Source organism: Methylocapsa palsarum, from assembly GCF_900114285.1.
Lineage (GTDB): Bacteria > Pseudomonadota > Alphaproteobacteria > Rhizobiales > Beijerinckiaceae > Methylocapsa > Methylocapsa palsarum.
Genome location: NZ_FOSN01000012.1, coordinates 97,763 through 116,781 on the forward strand (window position 1 = coordinate 97,763; position 19,019 = coordinate 116,781).

General features: G+C 62.4%; 16 protein-coding genes, 1 tRNA gene and 1 pseudogene. 4 read left to right on the plus strand and 14 right to left on the minus strand.

Annotation, left to right across the window (positions count from 1 at the left end):
• Positions 1 to 8 precede the first annotated feature (8 nt).
• The 10 genes from BM177_RS13750 to rpoZ all read right to left on the minus strand — a co-directional run bounded on the left by BM177_RS13750 (position 9) and on the right by rpoZ (position 11,057).
• A complete protein-coding gene (locus BM177_RS13750; protein WP_139223630.1) occupies positions 9 to 1,247 on the minus strand; it encodes a glycosyltransferase family 9 protein in 1,239 nt (412 codons plus the stop codon).
• 263 nt (positions 1,248 to 1,510) lie between these two features.
• Positions 1,511 to 2,203: a guanylate kinase gene (gene gmk, locus BM177_RS13755; protein WP_244532328.1), complete on the minus strand. Its 693-nt coding sequence runs from the start codon at positions 2,201 to 2,203 to the stop codon at positions 1,511 to 1,513.
• A gap of 220 nt (positions 2,204 to 2,423) precedes the next feature.
• A complete protein-coding gene (era, locus tag BM177_RS13760; RefSeq protein WP_091684549.1) occupies positions 2,424 to 3,338 on the minus strand; it encodes a GTPase Era in 915 nt (304 codons plus the stop codon).
• Complete coding sequence (rnc, locus tag BM177_RS13765; protein WP_091684551.1) at positions 3,335 to 4,045, minus strand: ribonuclease III; 711 nt, start codon at positions 4,043 to 4,045, stop codon at positions 3,335 to 3,337. The genes era and rnc overlap by 4 nt, the downstream gene beginning before the upstream one ends.
• Before the next feature lies 1 nt (position 4,046).
• On the minus strand, positions 4,047 to 4,880 hold the full coding sequence (gene lepB, locus BM177_RS13770) for a signal peptidase I (protein ID WP_091684616.1): 834 nt from the start codon (positions 4,878 to 4,880) through the stop codon (positions 4,047 to 4,049).
• 279 nt (positions 4,881 to 5,159) lie between these two features.
• Positions 5,160 to 5,603 carry a holo-ACP synthase gene (gene acpS, locus BM177_RS13775; protein ID WP_091684553.1) on the minus strand — a complete coding sequence of 148 codons (444 nt, stop codon included), beginning with the start codon at positions 5,601 to 5,603 and terminating at the stop codon, positions 5,160 to 5,162.
• Positions 5,604 to 5,621: 18 nt separating this feature from the next.
• On the minus strand, positions 5,622 to 6,377 hold the full coding sequence (locus BM177_RS13780) for a pyridoxine 5'-phosphate synthase (protein ID WP_091684555.1): 756 nt from the start codon (positions 6,375 to 6,377) through the stop codon (positions 5,622 to 5,624).
• A gap of 11 nt (positions 6,378 to 6,388) precedes the next feature.
• Complete coding sequence (locus BM177_RS13785; protein WP_091684557.1) at positions 6,389 to 8,206, minus strand: ABC transporter ATP-binding protein; 1,818 nt, start codon at positions 8,204 to 8,206, stop codon at positions 6,389 to 6,391.
• Positions 8,207 to 8,304: 98 nt separating this feature from the next.
• A complete protein-coding gene (locus tag BM177_RS13790) occupies positions 8,305 to 10,515 on the minus strand; it encodes a RelA/SpoT family protein (RefSeq protein ID WP_091684559.1) in 2,211 nt (736 codons plus the stop codon).
• A 146-nt stretch (positions 10,516 to 10,661) separates the two neighbouring features.
• On the minus strand, positions 10,662 to 11,057 hold the full coding sequence (rpoZ, locus tag BM177_RS13795) for a DNA-directed RNA polymerase subunit omega (RefSeq protein ID WP_091684561.1): 396 nt from the start codon (positions 11,055 to 11,057) through the stop codon (positions 10,662 to 10,664).
• Between the two features lie 399 nt (positions 11,058 to 11,456).
• On the opposite strand from rpoZ, the gene BM177_RS13800 reads away from it, so the two are divergent.
• Together BM177_RS13800 and BM177_RS13805 are read left to right on the plus strand one after the other, a co-directional pair.
• Positions 11,457 to 12,074 (plus strand): LabA-like NYN domain-containing protein, encoded by a 618-nt coding sequence (locus BM177_RS13800; protein WP_091684564.1) that lies wholly within the window; start codon positions 11,457 to 11,459, stop codon positions 12,072 to 12,074.
• Positions 12,071 to 12,793: a uracil-DNA glycosylase gene (locus BM177_RS13805; RefSeq protein ID WP_091684566.1), complete on the plus strand. Its 723-nt coding sequence runs from the start codon at positions 12,071 to 12,073 to the stop codon at positions 12,791 to 12,793. Before BM177_RS13800 ends, BM177_RS13805 begins: the two co-directional genes overlap by 4 nt.
• Positions 12,794 to 12,906: 113 nt before the next feature.
• On the opposite strand, the gene BM177_RS13810 is transcribed toward BM177_RS13805, so the two are convergent.
• Positions 12,907 to 13,281 carry a hypothetical protein gene (locus tag BM177_RS13810; protein ID WP_139223631.1) on the minus strand — a complete coding sequence of 125 codons (375 nt, stop codon included), beginning with the start codon at positions 13,279 to 13,281 and terminating at the stop codon, positions 12,907 to 12,909.
• Between the two features lie 75 nt (positions 13,282 to 13,356).
• Positions 13,357 to 14,880 carry an aspartate ammonia-lyase gene (locus tag BM177_RS13815; RefSeq protein ID WP_425284404.1) on the minus strand — a complete coding sequence of 508 codons (1,524 nt, stop codon included), beginning with the start codon at positions 14,878 to 14,880 and terminating at the stop codon, positions 13,357 to 13,359.
• Positions 14,881 to 15,129: 249 nt separating this feature from the next.
• On the opposite strand from BM177_RS13815, the gene BM177_RS13820 reads away from it, so the two are divergent.
• A complete protein-coding gene (locus tag BM177_RS13820) occupies positions 15,130 to 15,927 on the plus strand; it encodes a pentapeptide repeat-containing protein (RefSeq protein ID WP_091684572.1) in 798 nt (265 codons plus the stop codon).
• A gap of 30 nt (positions 15,928 to 15,957) precedes the next feature.
• Here the strand turns inward: BM177_RS13820 and BM177_RS13825 are convergent, their stop codons facing one another.
• A complete protein-coding gene (locus tag BM177_RS13825) occupies positions 15,958 to 18,288 on the minus strand; it encodes a Tex family protein (RefSeq protein ID WP_091684618.1) in 2,331 nt (776 codons plus the stop codon).
• Positions 18,289 to 18,492: 204 nt separating this feature from the next.
• On the opposite strand from BM177_RS13825, the gene BM177_RS13830 reads away from it, so the two are divergent.
• A tRNA-Ser gene (locus BM177_RS13830) sits at positions 18,493 to 18,582 on the plus strand.
• A gap of 253 nt (positions 18,583 to 18,835) precedes the next feature.
• Here BM177_RS13830 and BM177_RS20080 read toward each other — a convergent pair.
• Positions 18,836 to 19,019 (minus strand): annotated as a pseudogene (locus tag BM177_RS20080) (hypothetical protein); the annotation flags it as partial.

The window sequence follows — 19,019 nt, forward strand, 5'->3', positions numbered from 1 at the left end:
CGACAAAACTACGACTTGATCTGGATTGGCTTCGACGCGGGCAGGCACTCGCGCACCTTCCCGGCGATTTCGCCGACGGTAATCGCTCTCACGCCTTCTACATTGTGGACGATTCTGTGCCGGGAGCCGTAAGGATGCCATGTATGCGGCAAGTTGTTTCCTCCAAAGGGAGCGACGCATGTGACGCCGCAAGCCGCCGCCAGGTGCATCGGACCGGAATCATGACCAACGAAAAGGCTGGCGCGTGAAAGCGCGGCCGCGCTTTCACGCGGCGCCAGCCGGCCGCAGGCGTTGACTACCCGGCCCGGCCAGCTTTGTGTGACCGCATCGACGCAGGCGGCGTCCTCGGCGACGCCGACGATGAGGAGGCCGTAACCTCCATGCGTCGTCGCGAGATTCGCGAAGAGCGCGCTCCAATTGTCGTCGCCCCAATGTTTGCCGGCGACCTTGCCGCCCATATTGATCCCGACGAAAGGCCGGTCTTCGAAGGCGAGGATCGTTTCTGCGCCGACGGCAAGCTCGTGTTCGGCCAGCCGCAAGTCCCAGTTCGCAGAGTCTTTCAGATCGATCTCGCCTACCTCAGCGATGGAGCGGGCGAGCCTTTCGCACTCATACTCACGTTCGCCTGTCGTTTCGTCGAAAATCCCTTTACGCGTGTCGAATCTCAAGGGGCCTCCAATAATTCTTTGGAAGCCGCACATTCGAAAAAATATCTGATCCCGGCAGGTCGACCAAAGTCCGCGCGGCTGGAGGAAAACGAGCGTGGACGCATTCAAAGCGAGGAGTTGCGACCTCAACCGCCAAAGCTGAGCGATCGACCGCATGTTGACGGGATAGGCGATCACGCCGTCGATGAGGCCCGAACCGTCCAGAACCGCCTCGAGAGGAGCGGCTTTCGACGAAACGGGATTGTTGGTGAGAACAATCCGCTCGGCGTCAGGAAAGACCTGCGCGAGCTTATGAAAACAGGGCAGGGCGACGACCGTATCGCCGAGGCTTCCAAGTCTGAAGATGACAATCCGGTCGGGGGATGCTCCCGCGCGTTTCTCTTTGGGACCGTCGAGTTCGACGAAACGGACCCGTTTGTCGCCGGATTTTTCGGCAGCGAATTTGCTATCGGCGGCGTCTGTGCGGCCCCAGGCTACGGCGTCGATTTGACTGACGAGTGTGGTGGCGGATTTCTTGAGGCGGTCAATAAGATGGAAAAGATCGAATTCGGACTTGTTCGATGCAGTCAATCTTCGCACTTGCAAATCCCCTTGCTTTCGGCATCACCCGATTCACGTCCTCGTCAAAGGCGTGGCTAGTGTTAGCGGAGGAGTCAAAACGGCTCGGCGCAGTCGTCCCGTTTCTACAATGAACGGCGGCGAGACAAATTTCTAACGTGCTCCATCGGCAAAGCAAAAGTCGTTCCGCACACCAATCAGGTTTATTCTAGAGCTTAAGCTACTATAGCACTAAAGGGGTTCTAAGGAAAGCTCATGAACCGGGTCGTAATCGACCGGAATCATTATGAACTCTCTGGTTGTAGTGGAGACGCGGGCTTGATCGCGGACTCCTCCAGCAGTTCTTTCACGAGGGCTTCTATGCCTTCCCTGACCCGGGTCTTGCGGCGCCGTTCCGCCGTGAGGATGCAACAGAGGTCGTCAAACGTATCCTGCAGATCGTGATTGACGAGAACGTAGTCATATTCCGCCCAGCGAAGGATGTCCTCACGCGCGTTGGCGAGTCTTTTGGCGATTGATTCGGGCGAATCTTCCGCGCGTCTCTCCAGCCGGGCGCGCAGTTCCTTCATCGACGGCGGCAGGATGAAAACGGTCACGACGTCGGCGCCCGAGTTCTGCCTGACCTGCTGGGTTCCTTGGTAATCGATATCGAACAGAACATCGCGTCCGCGCCCGAGAACCGCGGCGACCGGCGCGCGAGGCGTGCCGTAAAGGTTCCCGTGCACTTCGGCCCATTCGAGCAGTTCTCCCGCATCCCTCAGGGTTTCGAACTGCCTGCGATCGATAAACGTATAATGGATGCCGTCGATTTCGCTCGACCGCCGGAGTCGGGTCGTGACCGAGATCGAAAGCGTGAGATCGAGTTCCTTGGTTTGCAGCAACATGCGGGTCAGCGTCGTCTTTCCGGCGCCCGAAGGCGAGGAAAGGATCAGCATCAAACCTTGGTGCGGCGCGCCCCGCTCGGGAGCCTCCCGCATCGCCTGTTGCCCCGCAAAGCGCTCGATTTGCCGCATTCTGTCTGTCTTACTCAAGATGGCCGGTAAATCCGCGACGCCGCTTGAATTGGTCCGCAGCGGAAGATTTTCACTTGGCGGAAGGTTTGATCTCGAGCGGAGCGGCCCGGCACCATAAGGCGGCGCGCGATCCGGCTCAAGAAGGAGATCGCGGATCAACCCGCGCCGGATTTTGAACATTCCCTCAGTGTTTGGGAAAATCCAGCCCCATTTCTCGATATCGCTGCGGATCGTCGGCCCAGTTCTCCCTTACCTTGACAAAGAGGAACAGGTGAACGGTCTGGTCGGTCGCCTCCATGATCTCCTTTCGGGCCGCCGCGCCGATCGCCTTGATGGTCCGGCCTCCTTCGCCGATGACGATCTTCTTATGGCCCTCGCGGGTGACGTAGATGGTCTGTTCGATGCGCACAGACTTGTCCTTGAGATCTTTCCAGAGCTCGGTCTCGACGGTCGATTGATAGGGCAGTTCGTCGTGCAAACGCTCAAAGATCTTTTCGCGCGTGATTTCGGCCGCGAGCGTGCGCAGCGGGGCGTCGGAAATCTGGTCTTCCGGATAGAGCCAGGGCCCGGCGGGCATCAGCTCGGCGAGTTTCTGCCTGAATTTAGGAACGCCATGCCCGCGAAGCGCCGAAATCATGAACGTCTCAGCGAAATTGAGTTCGCGGTTCAGCTTTTCAGCCAGTTCGAGCAGGCTCGGCGGTTCAACCGAGTCGATCTTGTTCAGGACGAGGATCCTGACGCCGCCGAGGTGCGTCAGCCTGGCGAGAATCGCGCTCACCTCTTCGTCCATGCCCTTGCGGGCGTCGACCAGCAGCGCGATCGCGTCGGCGTCGGTCGCGCCGCCCCAGGCGGAGGTCACCATCGCCCGGTCGAGCCTGCGTTTCGGCGCGAAAATGCCCGGAGTGTCGACGAAGATGATCTGCGCCGCGCCTTCGATCGCGATGCCGCGCACGAGGCTCCGCGTCGTCTGCACCTTGCGCGAGACGATCGAGACCTTGGCCCCGGCGAGCTGATTGATCAGCGTCGATTTTCCGGCGTTCGGGGCGCCGATCAGCGCGACGAAACCACAGCGCGTCGCAATCTCATCCGGCGCGTTCATCCGACTCCCTTCTGATCGGCCAGGCCAATCCCTTCGCGGGTCAGGAATTTCGCCGCCGCGGCTTGTTCGGCGAGGCGTTTTGCGAGCCCCTTCGCCCTGGCCTCGGGAAAGCCGGCGACTTCGACGCACACCGTGAATTCCGGCGCATGATCTGGTCCTGACCGCTCGATCTCCCGATAGAACGGCACCGGAAGGCCGCGCGCCTGCGCCCATTCCTGCAAGGCGGTCTTCGGATCGCGCAGCGGCCGGCGGGGCGACCGCATCAACCCTTCGAACGCGCCCGTGACGATCTCCTTCGCCTTGGCGTAGCCGGCGTCGATGAAGACCGCCCCGATGACGGATTCACAGACGTCGCCAAGGATCGCCATATTGGCGGGGCCGCCGAGCTTTTCGCTTTCCCCGAGCCTGAGGAAGTCTTGGACGCCCCAGTCCATCGCGACCTCGGCGCAGCTTTCCTTGCGCACGAGATCGGCGAGGCGGCGCGACAATTCGCCCTCGTCGGCGCCCGGAAAGGCTTCGTAAAGCATCTGCGCCACGACGAGGCCGAGCACGCGGTCGCCCAGAAATTCGAGCCGCTGATAGGTCTCGCGCTTCGAGCCCGCTGCGGCGCTCATATGGGTCAAAGCGGCGGCGATCAGCGCGGCGTCGGAGAAGGAATGCCCGATGCGCTTTTCAAGAGCGCTGACGTCCAGGTTCTGGCGGCCCATCCTATTTCACGGGTTTCAGCATCCGGCTCCAGCGGGCCGTCCAGGGCCATTCCCAGAAAGCCCACGCGGGTTCGCCTTTTCCCACCGAAAAGAAAATCAGCTCCGCTCGGCCGACGAGGTTTTCGAACGGCACGAACCCCACGCCGCCTTGCTCGGGCGAGATCCGGCTGTCGGTGGAATTGTCCCGGTTGTCGCCCATCATGAAATAATGCCTCTCGGGCACCTCGAAGAGCTGGGTGTTGTCGTTAAATCCGGTGTCGCCCTGGATTTCGATGATCGTGTGCTCGACGCCGCCGGGCAGGGTTTCCCGATAGGTCGGAACATCGGTCTCGCGGCCATAGAAGTCCTCGGTATGCGCCTTGGCGATCGGTTCGCGCGGCACGATCTCGCCATTGATGAAGAGATGTCCGCCCTTCATCTGCACCGTATCTCCCGGCAGCCCGATCACGCGCTTGATGTAATCGGTCTGGCCGTCCCGCGGCAGTTTGAACACGACCACGTCGCCCCGTTTTGGCGCGGACGCAAGAATGCGATCCGGAAACAGGGACGCGGGAAAGCAGATCGGACTGGACCCGTCGAGGTGTGTCGGGATGCACGGCAGGGAATATCTGGAATAGCCGTAGGCGTATTTGGAGACGAACAGATAATCTCCGATCAGAAGCGTCGGGATCATCGAGCCGGAGGGAATGTTGAAGGGCTGAAACAGAAACGTTCGCACGACAAGCGCGATGAGCAGCGCCTGTAGGATGACTTTCAGGGTGTCGCCCCAGCTTTCGTCTTTCGCGCGCGGCTTTGCGTCCGCCCCTTTTCGGTCAAGCCGCGTTGGCTCAGTCATGTGCTTTAATCTCTCCAGGCGGAATTCGCCGCGCAGCCGGGTGGGGCGAAGGCATAGGCGCCCTTGCGCGGCGCCGTCAAGCGCCGCCGCAGGAACGGGGAAACGGGTCATTACCACGCGGCGGAAACACGGTACAGGGCGGGGCGCCGGAAGAGGCGCTACCGCTTAGAGCGCTTTCCGATCGCATGAAGTCATGCGATCGATCAGAAATCGCTCCAGAGTCAAAAGCTTAAGCATAGTCTTGTCGATTGGATGGTTTCACTCCGATCGGAATAGGCACTAAACGTCAAAAATCCCATTTCCCGCCGAATCGAGGAGCGCCTCCGGGTCTTCGAGCGCCTCGATGATCACCTGCGCCTGCGCCAACGGATATTCGTCGGTCAGGGTCAGATGGATGATTGCGCGATGGCCGAGCGGCGTTAAGGCGGCGAGCCTTTTTGCTGCGCCTCCGGTCAGGGCCATGGTCGGCTTGCCGGAGGGGAGATTGACGACGCCAAGGTCCCGGAACGCGACGCCCAGCCGGAAGCCGGTGCCCAAAGCCTTGGCGCAGGCCTCCTTGGCGGCGAAACGCTTGGCGTAGGACGCGGCCCGTCCGGCCCGTCCGTCCGATTTGCGGCGCTCGATGTCGGTGAAGCAGCGGTTGGCGAAGCGTACGCCAAACCGTTCGAGCGAATGTTCGATGCGGCGGATGTCGCAGAGATCGTTGCCGAATCCGATGATCATCCGGTCAGAATCCGCCAGTCACTTTGCTCGCGCGCGCCCGGCGTTCATCGCCGCCCGCATTTTCTTGATTGCGGGACCAAGGCCGATGAAGACGGCCTCGCTGACCAGAAAATGTCCAATATTCAGTTCGGCGATCTGAGGCAAGGCGGCGATCGCCTCCGCCGTTTCGAAGTCGAGCCCGTGGCCCGCATGGCATTCGAGCCCGAGGCCGCTGGCGCGCAGGACCGCGGCCCCGATCCGCGCGAATTCCGCCGCCGCGCGCTGGGTCTCGCCCGCCAGAGCCGCATGGCACCACGCGCCGGTGTGAAACTCGACCACCGGCGCGCCGATGGAGCGCGCCGCCTCGACCGCCTCGCTGGAGGGTTCGATGAAAAGCGACACCCTGACGCCGCCGCGGGCGAGTTCGGAAACGAAAACCCTCAGATGATCGTGGCCGCCGAGCACGTCGAGACCGCCCTCGGTCGTTCGTTCGGTTCGCCGCTCCGGAACGAGGCATGCGGCGTGCGGTCTGATCCTGAGGGCGATGTCAAGCATCTGCTCGGTTGCCGCCATTTCGAAATTCAGGGGAGTCGAAATCTCTTGCTTCAGCCGGACCATGTCGTCGTCGCGGATGTGGCGGCGGTCCTCGCGAAGGTGAGCCGTGATCCCGTCGGCGCCGGCTTCGATCGCGAGGAGCGCGGCGCGGACGGGATCCGGAAAGGTCTCGCCCCTGGCGTTTCTGAGGGTCGCGACATGATCGACGTTGACGCCGAGGCGCAGGGGTGAAAGCGGCATGGGGTTCCCGGTCAGCGTGGTCTGTTGAGGCGATAGCCGAGAATGCCCGGCTTGTCTTGCGATGAAGCGGTAAAGCCTCCGCCGCTTTGCGTCTCGAACAGACGGCGGTAGACGCCGCCGGGCTTCCTGACGAGCTCCTTGTGCGGGCCGTCCTCGATGATGCGGCCGGCGTCGAAGACGAGAATCCGGTCGAGGCGCTGGACCGTCGAAAGCCGGTGCGCGACGACGATCGTGGTGCGCCCTTCTGAGAGATGGTCTATGGCGTCGCGAATCAGCGCCTCGGAGAGCGAGTCGAGACTCGACGTCGCTTCGTCGAGAATAAGGATCGGGGTGGCAGCCAGAATCGCGCGGGCGATGGCGACGCGCTGACGCTCCCCGCCCGAGAGCTTGACCCCCCGTTCGCCGACGAGGGTCTGGTAAAGCTTCGGCAAGCGGGCGACGAAGAGATCGGCGTGCGCCCAGGCGGCGGCCTGTTCGATCTCCGCCTCCAATGCCCCGGGCCGGCCGTAGGAGATATTTTCGGCGATCGAGCGATGAAACAGGGCGGGGTCCTGCGGCACGAGGCCGATCGCCTGCCTCAGGCTGGCCTGGGTGACCCCGGCGATATCCTCGCCGTCGATCAGGATTCGCCCGCCGTCGAGATTGTAAAGGCGCTGCAACAGCTTGACGAAGGTCGATTTTCCCGCCCCGGAGGCGCCGACGAGGCCAATCTTTTCCCCTGGCTGGATCTCGAGGGAAAGGCTCTCGAACAGGGGCCCCGCCGCGCCGGAATAGCCGAACGTGACGTCATCGAAGACGACGCGCCCGCGCGGCACGGCCAGCGACATTGCGCCGGGCAGATCGCCGATATGGGGCTCGGTCTCGCAAAAGGCCGCAATGTCCTCCATTTCGTTGATGGATCTTTGGGCGACGCGGACATGCGCGCCCATGTCGCTCAGATAACCGCGCACAAGCAGCTGGACCGAGACGAGGCTCGCGATGTCGCCGGGTCCTGCTTCGCCTTTCGACCACAGCCAGAGCCCGGCGCCGAGCATCGACGCCTGCATCGCGAGCAAGACCGCGGATTGCGCCGTCCCCGAGTAAACGCTGCGCCGCCACGCGATTGTCGTTTTTTCCCTCCAGCCCTCGGTCAGCCGCGCGAAGTCGAGGTCCTCTCGGGACTCGCCGGCGAAGGCCTTCACGGTCTGATTGGCGGTCAGGCTATCCGCGAGAAACGCGCTGAGGCGTGAATCCTCCGTTTGCGCGAGGCTGCTCGCCGGGGCGACCCAAGCCGTCGAAAGGGCGATGCTGACGCAGAGATAGATAAAAATGGACAGCGTCACCACTATTCCGAGCAGCGGCCATCGGACCAGGAAGACGGTGCTCAGGGTCAGGGTAATGATCAGCGCCGGCGTGAACTGATAGACCATCGAATCGGTGAAATTGTCGAAAGCCCACATGCCGCGGGTGATCTTGCGCACGGTGGCGCCGGCGAAGGAATTGGCGTGCCAATCGGCTGAGAAGCGCTGGACTCGCGCGAAAGCGTCGACGACGAGCCGCGCCATCGCCGCCGCCGCAAACTTGACAAGCACGAACTCTACCGCGCTACGAAGAAGTAAAACCGCCAGCACGAGGGCCAGCAGGCAGGCGAGCGCTCCGAGCCCGCGGGCGAGGTCGCGCTCTTGTCCCATCGCGACGGAATCGATGAGCCGGCCGGCCGCGAAGGGCGTCGCCACGTCGACAAGGGAGGACGCGACGCGCAAGGCGATCAGCGTGGCGAAGAGGCCTGGCGCCATGCGCCAATACCGCCAGACGAAGCGAAGCACCTGCTTGAAGGATGAGTCCGGCATGAATCGCCGCGGCGAACCAAGGCGCCGCGCTCCTGATGAATTTGGTGACGTGGACGCGACGCCTGCCGCCCGCTTGAGCGGCGACCGGGCGGCGGGCCTTACCCGTTGATCCGCTCGACCTTGTTGACGACCGGACGGGCCCGCAACTGCGACATGATGGCGTTCAGATGTTTCAGATCGTTGACTTCGATGTCGATGATCAATTCCCGAAAATCGGCTGACAGGGGGTTCATCACGATGTTGTCGATATTGGCCGCAAGATCGCCGATCACTGTCGCGATCGTGCCGAGGGTGCCGGGTTCGTTGATCGCCGTGATCATGATTCGCGCCGGAAAAAACTCGTGGCGGCCGTCCTCGATATCCCATCGGACGTCGAGCCAGCGCTCCGGTTGCTCGTCAAACGCGGTCAGATCGGGCGATTGAATGGGATATATGGTGATGCCTTCGCCCGGCGTCAGGATGCCGACGATCCGGTCGCCAGGAACGGCGCCGCCGTTGGGCGCGAACCGCACCGGCAGGTCGCCCTGAATTCCACGAATGGGGATCGAATGCCCGGTCTGCTGCTCGCCGCCTTCGCCCGGGATTTTGAACACAAGGCTCGCCGCCTTTTGCAGGCCAAACCAGCCGGCTTCGCCGCGAGACGGGGATGACGGCGGTTTGCGTTCCTCGGTGAATTCCGGATAGACCGCCTTGACGACGTCGCCCGAAAACATCTCGCCGCGTCCGACGGCGGCGAGAACGTCCTCGATGCTGCCGCGGGCGAGGCGCGGCAGGACTTTTTTCAGTTTGTCGTCGGAATAGGCTTTCGCGGCGCGCTCGAAGGCGCGGGTCACGATCTGGCGTCCAAGGCCGGCATATTGCGCCCGCACGGCGTCCCGGGTCGCCCGCCGGATCGCCGAACGCGCCTTGCCGGTGATGACGATGGATTCCCAGACCGCGGGCGGCGTCTGGTTTTCGGCGCGTGCGATCTCGACCTCATCGCCATTATGCAATTGGGACTGAAGCGGCGCATGGATGCCGTTGATCTTGGCTCCGACCGCGGAATTGCCGACGTCGGTATGAACGGCATAGGCGAAGTCGATCGGCGTCGCCCCGCGCGGGAGCGCAATCAGCCGGCCCTTCGGCGTAAAACAGAACACCTGATCGTGAAACAGTTCGAGTTTGGTGTGTTCGAGGAATTCTTCCGGCGTGTCGCCCTCGGCGAGAAGGCCAATGGTCCGGCGCAGCCATTGATAGGCGCGGCTCTCGTTCGCCAGGGTTTCCCGGTTGGCGACGCGTCCGTCCTTATAGAGGGTGTGGGCGGCGATGCCGTTGCGGGCGACGTCCTGCATCGCGGCTGTTCGCACCTGGAGCTCCGCCCGCTGGCGCCCGGGTCCGACCACGGTCGTATGGATCGACTGGTAATCGTTCTGTTTCGGCGTCGAGATGTAATCCTTGAAACGGCCGGGAACGACCGCCCATTTCGTATGCACGACGCCGATGACGCGATAGCAATCCTCGACGCTCGAGACGATGACGCGAAAGCCGAAGATGTCGGACAATTGCTCGAACGCGATCGATTTGCGCTCCATCTTGCGCCATACCGAATAGGGATGTTTCTGGCGTCCCTCGACCTGCGCTTCTATGCCGCGCGCGGCGAGTTCGTCGGCCAACTCCTTTTCGATCTTGGCGATGATTTTCCCGTTCTTCTGGCGCAGATCGTCGAGCCGCGACTCGATCATCGCGTAGGCGTCGGGCATGAGGTGACGAAAAGCCAGGCTCTCGAGTTCGTCGCGCATGCCCTGCATGCCCATTCGTCCGGCGAGAGGCGCATAGATGTCGAGCGTTTCCTCGGCGACCCTCGCGCGCTTTTCAGGCGCCATATATTGGAGCGTGCGCATATTGTGCAGGCGGTCGGCGAGCTTTACGAGCAGGACGCGGACGTCCTCCGCCACCGCAAGAAGCAATTTGCGGAAATTCTCGGCCTGCGCGGCGCGCTTCGAGACGAGGTCGAGCTTTTTCAGCTTGGTGAGGCCGTCGACGAGCCGTGCGATGTCCGGACCAAAGAGCCGGTCGATTTCCTCACGCGTCGAATCGGTGTCTTCAATCGTGTCGTGAAGCACGGCGGCGACAATCGTCGCGTCGTCCAGCTTCATGTCCGTGAGGATCGCGGCGACTTCGAGGGGATGGGAGAAATAAGGATCGCCCGAGGCGCGCTTTTGCGCTCCGTGCGCCTTCATTGCGTAAACATACGCGCGATTCAGCGACGCCTCGTCGGCTTGCGGGTTATATCGCCGCACCCGGTCAACGAGTTCGTATTGCCGCATCATGGCTTCAAGGACCTCCGCCTCAGGATGCAGTCAGGCGGTCAGCCGCGGTTGCTTTCCTTCGCGCAAAAATCCTGCCTTCGCGCCAAATCCTGCCTTCGCGCCAATCATCCTGACTGGCGCCGGACGCTTGTCGTCCACGAACGTCCTCAGTCGCCGTCGTCTTCCGCCGCGTCAGGGGGCACAAGCCCTTCGAGGCCGCGCAGCAGATCCTCTTCCGTCATGCGATCGAACTGAACGTCGCCCAGGGCATCGCCGCGGGCTTCTTCCGAAACGGAGGCGAGAGCGGGAACGGCTTCGGCCTCGGGCTCGTCGACTTCGACATGTTTCTGCAGGGACTGGATGAAATCCTCTTGGAGATCTTCCGGCGTCAAAGTCGAGTCGGCGATTTCGCGCAAGGACACGACGGGATTCTTGTCATTATCCCGGTCGACGGTGAGCGGAGAGCCGGCGGCGATCATGCGCGCCCGATGGCTCGCGAGCAGCACGAGTTCAAAGCGGTTTTCGACCTTATCGATACAATCTTCTACGGTGACGCGGGCCATTCTGCGCACGCTCCTTGCGAGGGAAACTTTCGGGAGGTTGACCGTCCATGTATATGGGTTTCGCCATCGCTGGCAAGGGCCGGGCGAAGAAACCGATAATCGCTTGACGCAATTGAGGCGAAATAAATTTCGTTCAACCCTTAGCTTCGCCTTGATGTCTTCACTTTTAGATTGATAAACTCAATTTTTACGACGTGGCGTCGGAGAGATCGTTCTTGACGGCGGATAGGGCTAAGACCACATAGAACGTGGTTTGGACCGCCGTTCCGGCCGCCGCTATATCGATAAACTTAAGTACGGTATGCGTGTTCCTTCGTTTCTTGCCCTGGAATTCCGGCCGTTTGCGGCCCGAGCAATCGGGCGGCGACCGGGCCAGCGCAAAACTTTAAGAGATATTTAATGGCTGACCAAGAGCGGATTGCGCTGTTTATCGATGGCGCTAACTTGTACGCAACGGCGAAATCGCTGGGATTTGACATCGATTACAAGCGTCTGCTGAAAGAATTTCAGAGCAGAGGCAAGCTGATTCGCGCGTTTTACTACACCGCTCTTGTGGAAGATCAGGAATATTCTTCTATCCGCCCGCTCGTGGACTGGCTAGATTACAATGGTTATTCCGTTGTCACCAAGCCAACCAAGGAGTTCGTTGATTCGCTTGGACGGCGCAAGGTCAAAGGGAATATGGACATCGAACTCGCGGTCGACGCGATGGAGATGGCGGAACATCTCGACCATATCGTCCTTTTTTCAGGCGACGGCGATTTTCGCTCGCTCGTCGAGGCGGTTCAGCGCAAGGGCGTCCGGGTGTCGGTGGTTTCGACCAACGCCACGCAGCCCGCCATGGTTGCAGACGAGTTGCGGCGGCAGGCCGACGAATTCATCGACATCATTCATCTCGCGGCCAAAATCGGGCGCGATTCCGGCGAACGGGCGGAACGTGCGCCGAGGGCGCAGGACAGGCGCCTTGCGCCGGCCGGCCACCTCGACCCGGCCTTGACCGATGATCGGCTGGATTGAACCGGACGCAAGCCAGTCCCGCCCGTGGGGCTGAGCGTGATTCCTCCGAACCTGGCGTTGATTGCCTGCTGTGCCCGCGTCTCGTCGAATTGCGGGCGGCAAATCGGGCCGCCGAACCTGAATGGCATAATGCGCCGGTGCCAAATTTCGGGCGGCGGCGCTCCCGCCTGCTGATCGTCGGGCTCGCCCCGGGTCAGCGTGGCGCAAACCGGACGGGCCGCCCCTTCACCGGCGATTTCGCGGGCGATCTTCTTTACGAGACGCTGCTTGCTTATGGGTTCGCCAAGGGGCGCTACGAAGCCCGCGCGGACGACAATCTGCGGTTGAACGACTGCGTCATCACCAATGCGGTTCGTTGCGTGCCACCGCAGAACAAGCCGACTCCGCAGGAAATTAGCACTTGCCGCAGATTTCTGCGGGCGAGCATCGACTCACTGCCTGATCTCGTAGCGATCGTGGCTCTCGGTCGGGTCGCGCATGAGTCCGTCCTCCGCGCGCTTGGCCTGAAACTCGCCGGTTTTCCGTTCGCGCACGGCGCCGAACATGTCTTGACGGATTCGGTCATGGACCGGCCGCGTTCCGCTTTGTCGCTTTTCGACAGCTACCATTGCTCGCGCTACAACACGAACACGGGCGTCCTGACGCCGCAGATGTTTCGCGCGGTGTTCGCCAGCCTGCGCGAAAAGCTGGACCGCTCGAGCATATTCCGATCGGAGTGAATCAATCCGATCGAGAAGACTATGCTCAAGCTTTTGACTCTTGAGCGATTTCTGATCGATCGCATGATTCTATGCGATCGGATAGGCGCTTTATAGATCGCCGAGCGGGCCCTTTACTGGGCCGGCTTGCAGACGAGTCTCGTAAACCGTCCGTCCTTGTGGATCAGGAACAGATCGCCGCTGAAGTTGAAATATTCGCCGGTGAGTCGATCGGCCGAGAATTTCAACTGATAGGCATTGTTCGAGACGATTTTCGCCTTCGCTGGCTTGTCCGAACCGGGCAGGCCGATCGCGAGAGGCTTGCCGTCTTCCTTCTTGAAGGTGACGGTTTCAACGGTGGGAAACGGGTCGCCCTCCTTGGCGTAACTGTTGCCGCTGCAGACAAGGTTGAGATTGGCCGCGATCGCGCCCGACGTCGCAAGCGGGGCGAAGGCCAGGCCCGCCGCAAGACCGATCCGCTTCGCGCAGGAACCCTTATGAAGTTTCATGTTGATCATCCAAGCAGGAGGACGCGCCGTCGCGCGCTAATTCTCCTTAACTGAATTGACGATAGCGGCAAACCTTTAACGTTTCGGTTCGCGGGCTTCGCCAATTGCCTGCCGGATGGGGTGGGTCATGGCCTCGAGCCCCAGCAATTCGTCGAGGCGCGCCTCGGACAGCAATCCCTCCTCCAGAACGATATCCTTCACGCGGCGGCCTTCGACAAGCGCGCGGCGGGCCACATGCGAACACATCTCATGGCCAAGGACCGGCGCGAGCGCGGTTACGAGCCCGACGCTGTTTTCAACGAGGCTAAGGCAACGCGCGCGATCGGCCTCGATTCCGGCGACGCAGCGCAGCGTCAGGGTTTCGACCGCGGCCGTCAACGTCCGAATCGAGGTCAGGATGCAATATCCGATGGTCGGCTCGAACGCATTCAGTTGTAGTTGACCGCCCTCCGCGCACATCGTGACGGTGAGGTCATGACCGATCACGAGGTAGGCGACCTGGCTCACGACTTCCGGAATGACAGGATTGACCTTGCCCGGCATGATCGACGATCCCGCCTGAACCGCCGGCAGGCGGATTTCGCCAAAACCCGCGCGCGGCCCGGACGAGAGCAGGCGAAGATCGTTACAGATCTTGGAAAGTTTCACCGCGACCCGCTTCAACACGCCTGAAAACAGGACGAAGGCGCCCATATCCGACGTCGCTTCGATGAGATTTGCGGCGAGCGCCAGCGGCTGACCGGACAGGCGCGCGAGTTCGGCCACCGCGAGCGAGGCGTAGCGCGGGTCGGTGTTGATGCCGGTTCCGATCGCCGTCGCGCCGAGATTGATTTCGCAAAAGAGCGAGGCCGCTTCGAGCAGGCGGTCGATGTCCTCGTTGATCGTCGCCTGAAACGCGTCGAATTCCTGGCCGAGCGTCATCGGCACCGCGTCCTGCAATTGCGTGCGCCCGATTTTCAGAACGTCGCTGAATTCGACCGCCTTCTCCTTGAACGCAAAAGCGAGATCCTTCAGGGCGCGGACAAGCGGGACGGTTGCGAAAATGACCGCCAGCCTCAAGGCGGTGGGATAGGCGTCGTTGGTCGATTGGGCCATGTTGACGTCGTCGATCGGGTTCAAGCTGGCGTAATCGCCGCGCGGCAGCCCCATGAATTCAAGCGCGACGTTGGCGACGACCTCATTCGCGTTCATATTGGTCGAGGTTCCCGCGCCGCCCTGGACCGCATCGACGACGAATTGGCCTAGGAAACGCTTGTCGGCGGCGATGAGGTCGCAGGCCTGGTTGATGGCCTTGGCTTTGGCCTCGGACAAATGTCCGAGCCGCCGGTTGGCGCGTGCGGCGGCCTGCTTGACCATGACGAGGGCGCGCACGAATTCGGGAAAATGCCCGACCGGAACGCCGGTGATCGGGAAATTCTCGACGGCCCGCAGCGTGTGGATGCCCCAATACGCCTCGCTCGGGATCTCCGCCTCGCCCAAAAGATCGTGCTCCGTCCGGGTTCTCACGACCTGCAAATCGTTGGGGCGGCTGGCTGCGAGCGCCGCCAGGGACGAACGGGCGTCGCTGAACGGCGCGAGCGCATCCGCGCTATTGTCCATCATTGGGATAACCTTTCGGATGCAATTCAAGTTCGTGCGAAACGAAACTGAACCTTAATTGAAACTGAAACGTGAATGAGAAAGAACGCCATCCAAGGCGCCCGCAAGGATGATGGACGCGAAAGATCGTCAGGAAAAGCCTCACGCAAAGGGCGCGAGCCCTCAGAAGATGAGGTAAGACCAACATTGCGGACTTCAATATGCCGCGTCGTCCGCTCTTTACCGGCCGGCCAGGGAGGACAACGTTCCATGCGCAGCAAAAAACGAAGCAGCAGGCTCGCCTCGGCGGTTTTCGCATTGGCGTTCGCGGCGCCGGTCTGCGCTCAGGACATGATGCGGAATGTCGATCTCTCCGGGCCGCAATTCACCCGGGCGGAGATGACGCGCGAGGAGGTTGCGGCAGGAGCCGATGCGGCGCGGAAGCGCGGAACGCCGGCCGATTTCTCCGGCAAAAGCCTCAATGGCCTTGACCTTTCGGGTCTCGACCTCAATGGCGTGAATTTTCGTGCCGCCCGTATGAACAAGGCGAAGCTCGTTGGCGCGAAGCTGGACGGCGCGGTTCTGGATCAGGTCTGGGCCATGGCGTCGGATTTTTCTGGCGCCAGTCTCAAGGGAGCCGCTTTGTTCGCCAGCCAGATGCAGGACGCGAAATTCGACGGAGCCGATCTGACGGGCGCGCGAATCACGGCCGATTTTTCCCGGTCCAGCTTTCATAAGGCGAAATTCAAGGACGCGAATCTTTCCGCCGACATGAAGAACCAGTCGATGGGGCTGATGCGGGGGGTTCTGAAGTCGGCTGACGCCCGGGACGCGGATTTCGAAGGCGCCAATATGGCGCAAACGGACCTTCAATTCGCGAATTTTTCCGGCGCGAACTTTACCGGCGCCTCGCTCATGGGCGCTGACGCCGGCGGGGCGGATTTTCGCGGCGCGGCGCTCGGCGGCGCGAACCTCGATGATCTGGACGTGACCTCGGCCCGGATCGATCTGGCGCAGGAGAAGGCGTTGGCGCGGGCGAAAAATGCGTCGCGCGCCTTCCGGGAATGAAAGACGCCGGACAAACGACGCGGGTTTTCCTTACTTGCGTCGCAACGCATCGCTCAACGCGGCGCCGAGCGCGCCCTGCGGTTGTGCGTGACTTTGCGTTTTCGGGCGCGCGGACGGCGCGCTGCGGTTTTCGGGCGGGTTCGTTGACGAACGCTCTCCCTGCGCGGCGTCCTTGCGCATCGACAGCGCGATCCGCTTGCGTTTGAGATCGACCTCGACCACCCGCACCTTGACGACGTCGCCGGCCTTGACGACGTCGCCCGGATCCTTGACGAAACGATCCGCAAGCTGGGACACATGGACGAGGCCGTCCTGATGCACGCCGATGTCGACGAAGGCGCCGAAATTCGCGACATTGGTGACGGTTCCCTCGAGCATCATCCCGGGCTTCAGGTCCTTGATGTCGTCGACGCCTTCCGCGAAGGCGGCGGTCTTGAATTGCGGACGCGGATCGCGGCCCGGTTTTTCCAGTTCAGCCAGGATGTCGCGCACGGTTGGAAGGCCGAATTTCTCGTCGATGAAACGAGCCGGATCGAGCGACTTCAAAATTGCGGAATCGCCCATCAGCGAGCGCAGGTCGCGTCCGCAGGCCGCGACGATCTTGCGGGCGATCCCATAGGCTTCCGGATGAACCGAGGACGCGTCGAGCGGTTCGGTCCCATTCGTGATCCGCAAGAACCCGGCGCAGAGTTCGAACGCGCGGGGTCCAAGCCGCGGCACCAGCAGAATATCGCGCCTCGAAGCAAAAGCGCCGCCGCTTTCGCGCCTCGTCACGATCGCGTCCGCGAGAGCGGCGCTGAGACCCGACACCCGGGACAGAAGCGAAGCCGAGGCCGTATTGAGATCGACCCCGACAGCGTTCACGGCGTCCTCGACAACGGCGTCGAGCGCGCGCGCCAGCTTCGCCTGATTGACGTCATGCTGATATTGACCGACGCCGATGGCCTTCGGGTCGATCTTCACGAGTTCCGCGAGCGGATCCTGCAGCCTGCGAGCAATCGAGACCGCCCCGCGTAACGACACGTCGAGGCCGGGCATCTCGGCCGCAGCGCCGGCGGACGCAGAATAGACCGACGCGCCGGCTTCGCTCACGACGACCTTGGCCGGTTTGGAGCCGGGCAGGGCGGCGATGACCTCGGCGGCGAGGCGGTCGGTTTCGCGGCTCGCCGTCCCGTTGCCGATCGCGATCAGTTCGACGCCATGGGCCGTAATCAGGCGAACGAGTGCCCTCGACGCGCCCGCGACGTCGTTGCGCGGCTGGAACGGATAGACCGTGGCAGTCTCCAGGATTTTTCCCGTCGCGTCGACGACGGCGACCTTCACGCCGGTCCGTATGCCCGGATCAAGCCCCATGGTCGGGCGCGCGCCGGCAGGCGCCGCGAGCAGAAGATCCTTGAGGTTGCGGGCGAAGACGTGAATCGCCTCCGCCTCCGCCCGTTCACGCAGTTCGTTCATCAGATCGAGCGAGAGATGCGCTGAAATCTTCGCGCGCCAGGCGAAACGGACGGCGTCAAGCAGAAAGGCGTCCGCTGGCCCGGCGGCTGCGCCCGGAGCGGGCAGGGCGACGGTGTAGGCCTCTGCGATCATGATTTCTGCCGGCTTGACTGGTCCGGGGCTTTCCGCGTCGGCCTCGATCTCGAGGGTCAGCACGCCCTCGTTGCGCCCGCGCAGCATGGCGAGCGCGCGGTGGCCGGGCGCGTTCGCCCAGCGTTCGCAATGATCGAAATAATCGGCGAACTTAGCGCCGGAATCTTCCTTGCCGGCGACGACGCGGGCGCGCAGCGTGGCGTTTGATTTGAGGTAGGCGCGCAGCCGCCCGATGAGGTCGGCGTTTTCCAGGAAGGTCTCGGCGAGAATATCCCGCGCGCCGTCGAGCGCCGCCTTGGCGTCGACGACCGCCTCCGAGAGAAAGTTCTGCGCGAGGAGTGCGGGATCGCGCGTGCGGTCGTCGAGAATTTGGGCGGCGAGCGGCCCAAGCCCGCGCTCGCGGGCGATTTCGGCCTTGCTGCGCCGCTTCGGGCGGAACGGGAGATAGATGTCCTCCAGTTCGGCCTTGGTCGCCGCGCCGAGGATTTTCGTCTCGAGCGCTTCAGTCGATTTTCCCTGGCCGCGCACCGATTCGAGAATCGCGAGGCGGCGCGCCTCGAGTTCGCGCAGATAGGACAGACGTTCTTCGAGATCGCGCAGCTGCGAATCATCGAGGCCTCCGGTCGCCTCCTTGCGATAACGGGCGATGAAGGGAACGGTCGCGCCTTCGTCAAGCAGGGCGGCGGCGGCGTTGACCTGCTCGGGCCGCGCCTTGATCTCGGCGGCGATGGTTTTGATGATGCGCGAGTCGGCGTCGGCGACAGCTTGGGCCATGTCCTGTCTCCATGGTTCGTGCGGGGCGCGGACCATAAGCGAGGCCGCCGGCGATTCCAACCGGGGCTCCCGGGTTTTGCCCGCTTGCGCTCGCCCCGCGTCTCACTATAGTGCGCGCCATTCGCGACGCTGCGTCGCCGGACCTCAAGGTCCCGGGCGAACGGATCAAAGGCGGACGCTGCGCGTCCGCTCGGGCGAATCTCCGGAGGGGTGGCCGAGTGGTTGAAGGCGCACGCCTGGAAAGTGTGTATACGGGAAACCGTATCGCGGGTTCGAATCCCGCTCCCTCCGCCATAAATTAAGTATTTGCTATGCAATTCCTTCACGGTGCTGGCGCGCTGGAATTTCGTAGCGAATTCCGGGGGTTTGCGGACCGCGCGTTGACGGTCCGAGCGCAGAGACGGCGCTTCGCCTGATCTTTGCCAACGGCGTCGTGGATTTCTCTCCGCGGGCTTTCAGGGGTTCACTCGTTCGCCAGCGAAACGGCGCTCAAAGCAGGCGATGCAATTGTGATCGTCTGAGGAGTTTCGGCGCCGCCGGGGTTTGGTCAGCGAATGCCGAGGAGGGCTCGCTGGTGCGCCCAGTCAGGCGACAGCCTTGCCGCAAAGCGCTTCAGGGTCTTGGCTGTCAGGTGCAGCGGCTGGCGGCCATTGACAAGGGCCGTGGTGATGTCCGGGGCGAGCCAGGGAAGCCGAAGCAGCGTGTAAAGATAGGCCGCCGACAGCTGCTCC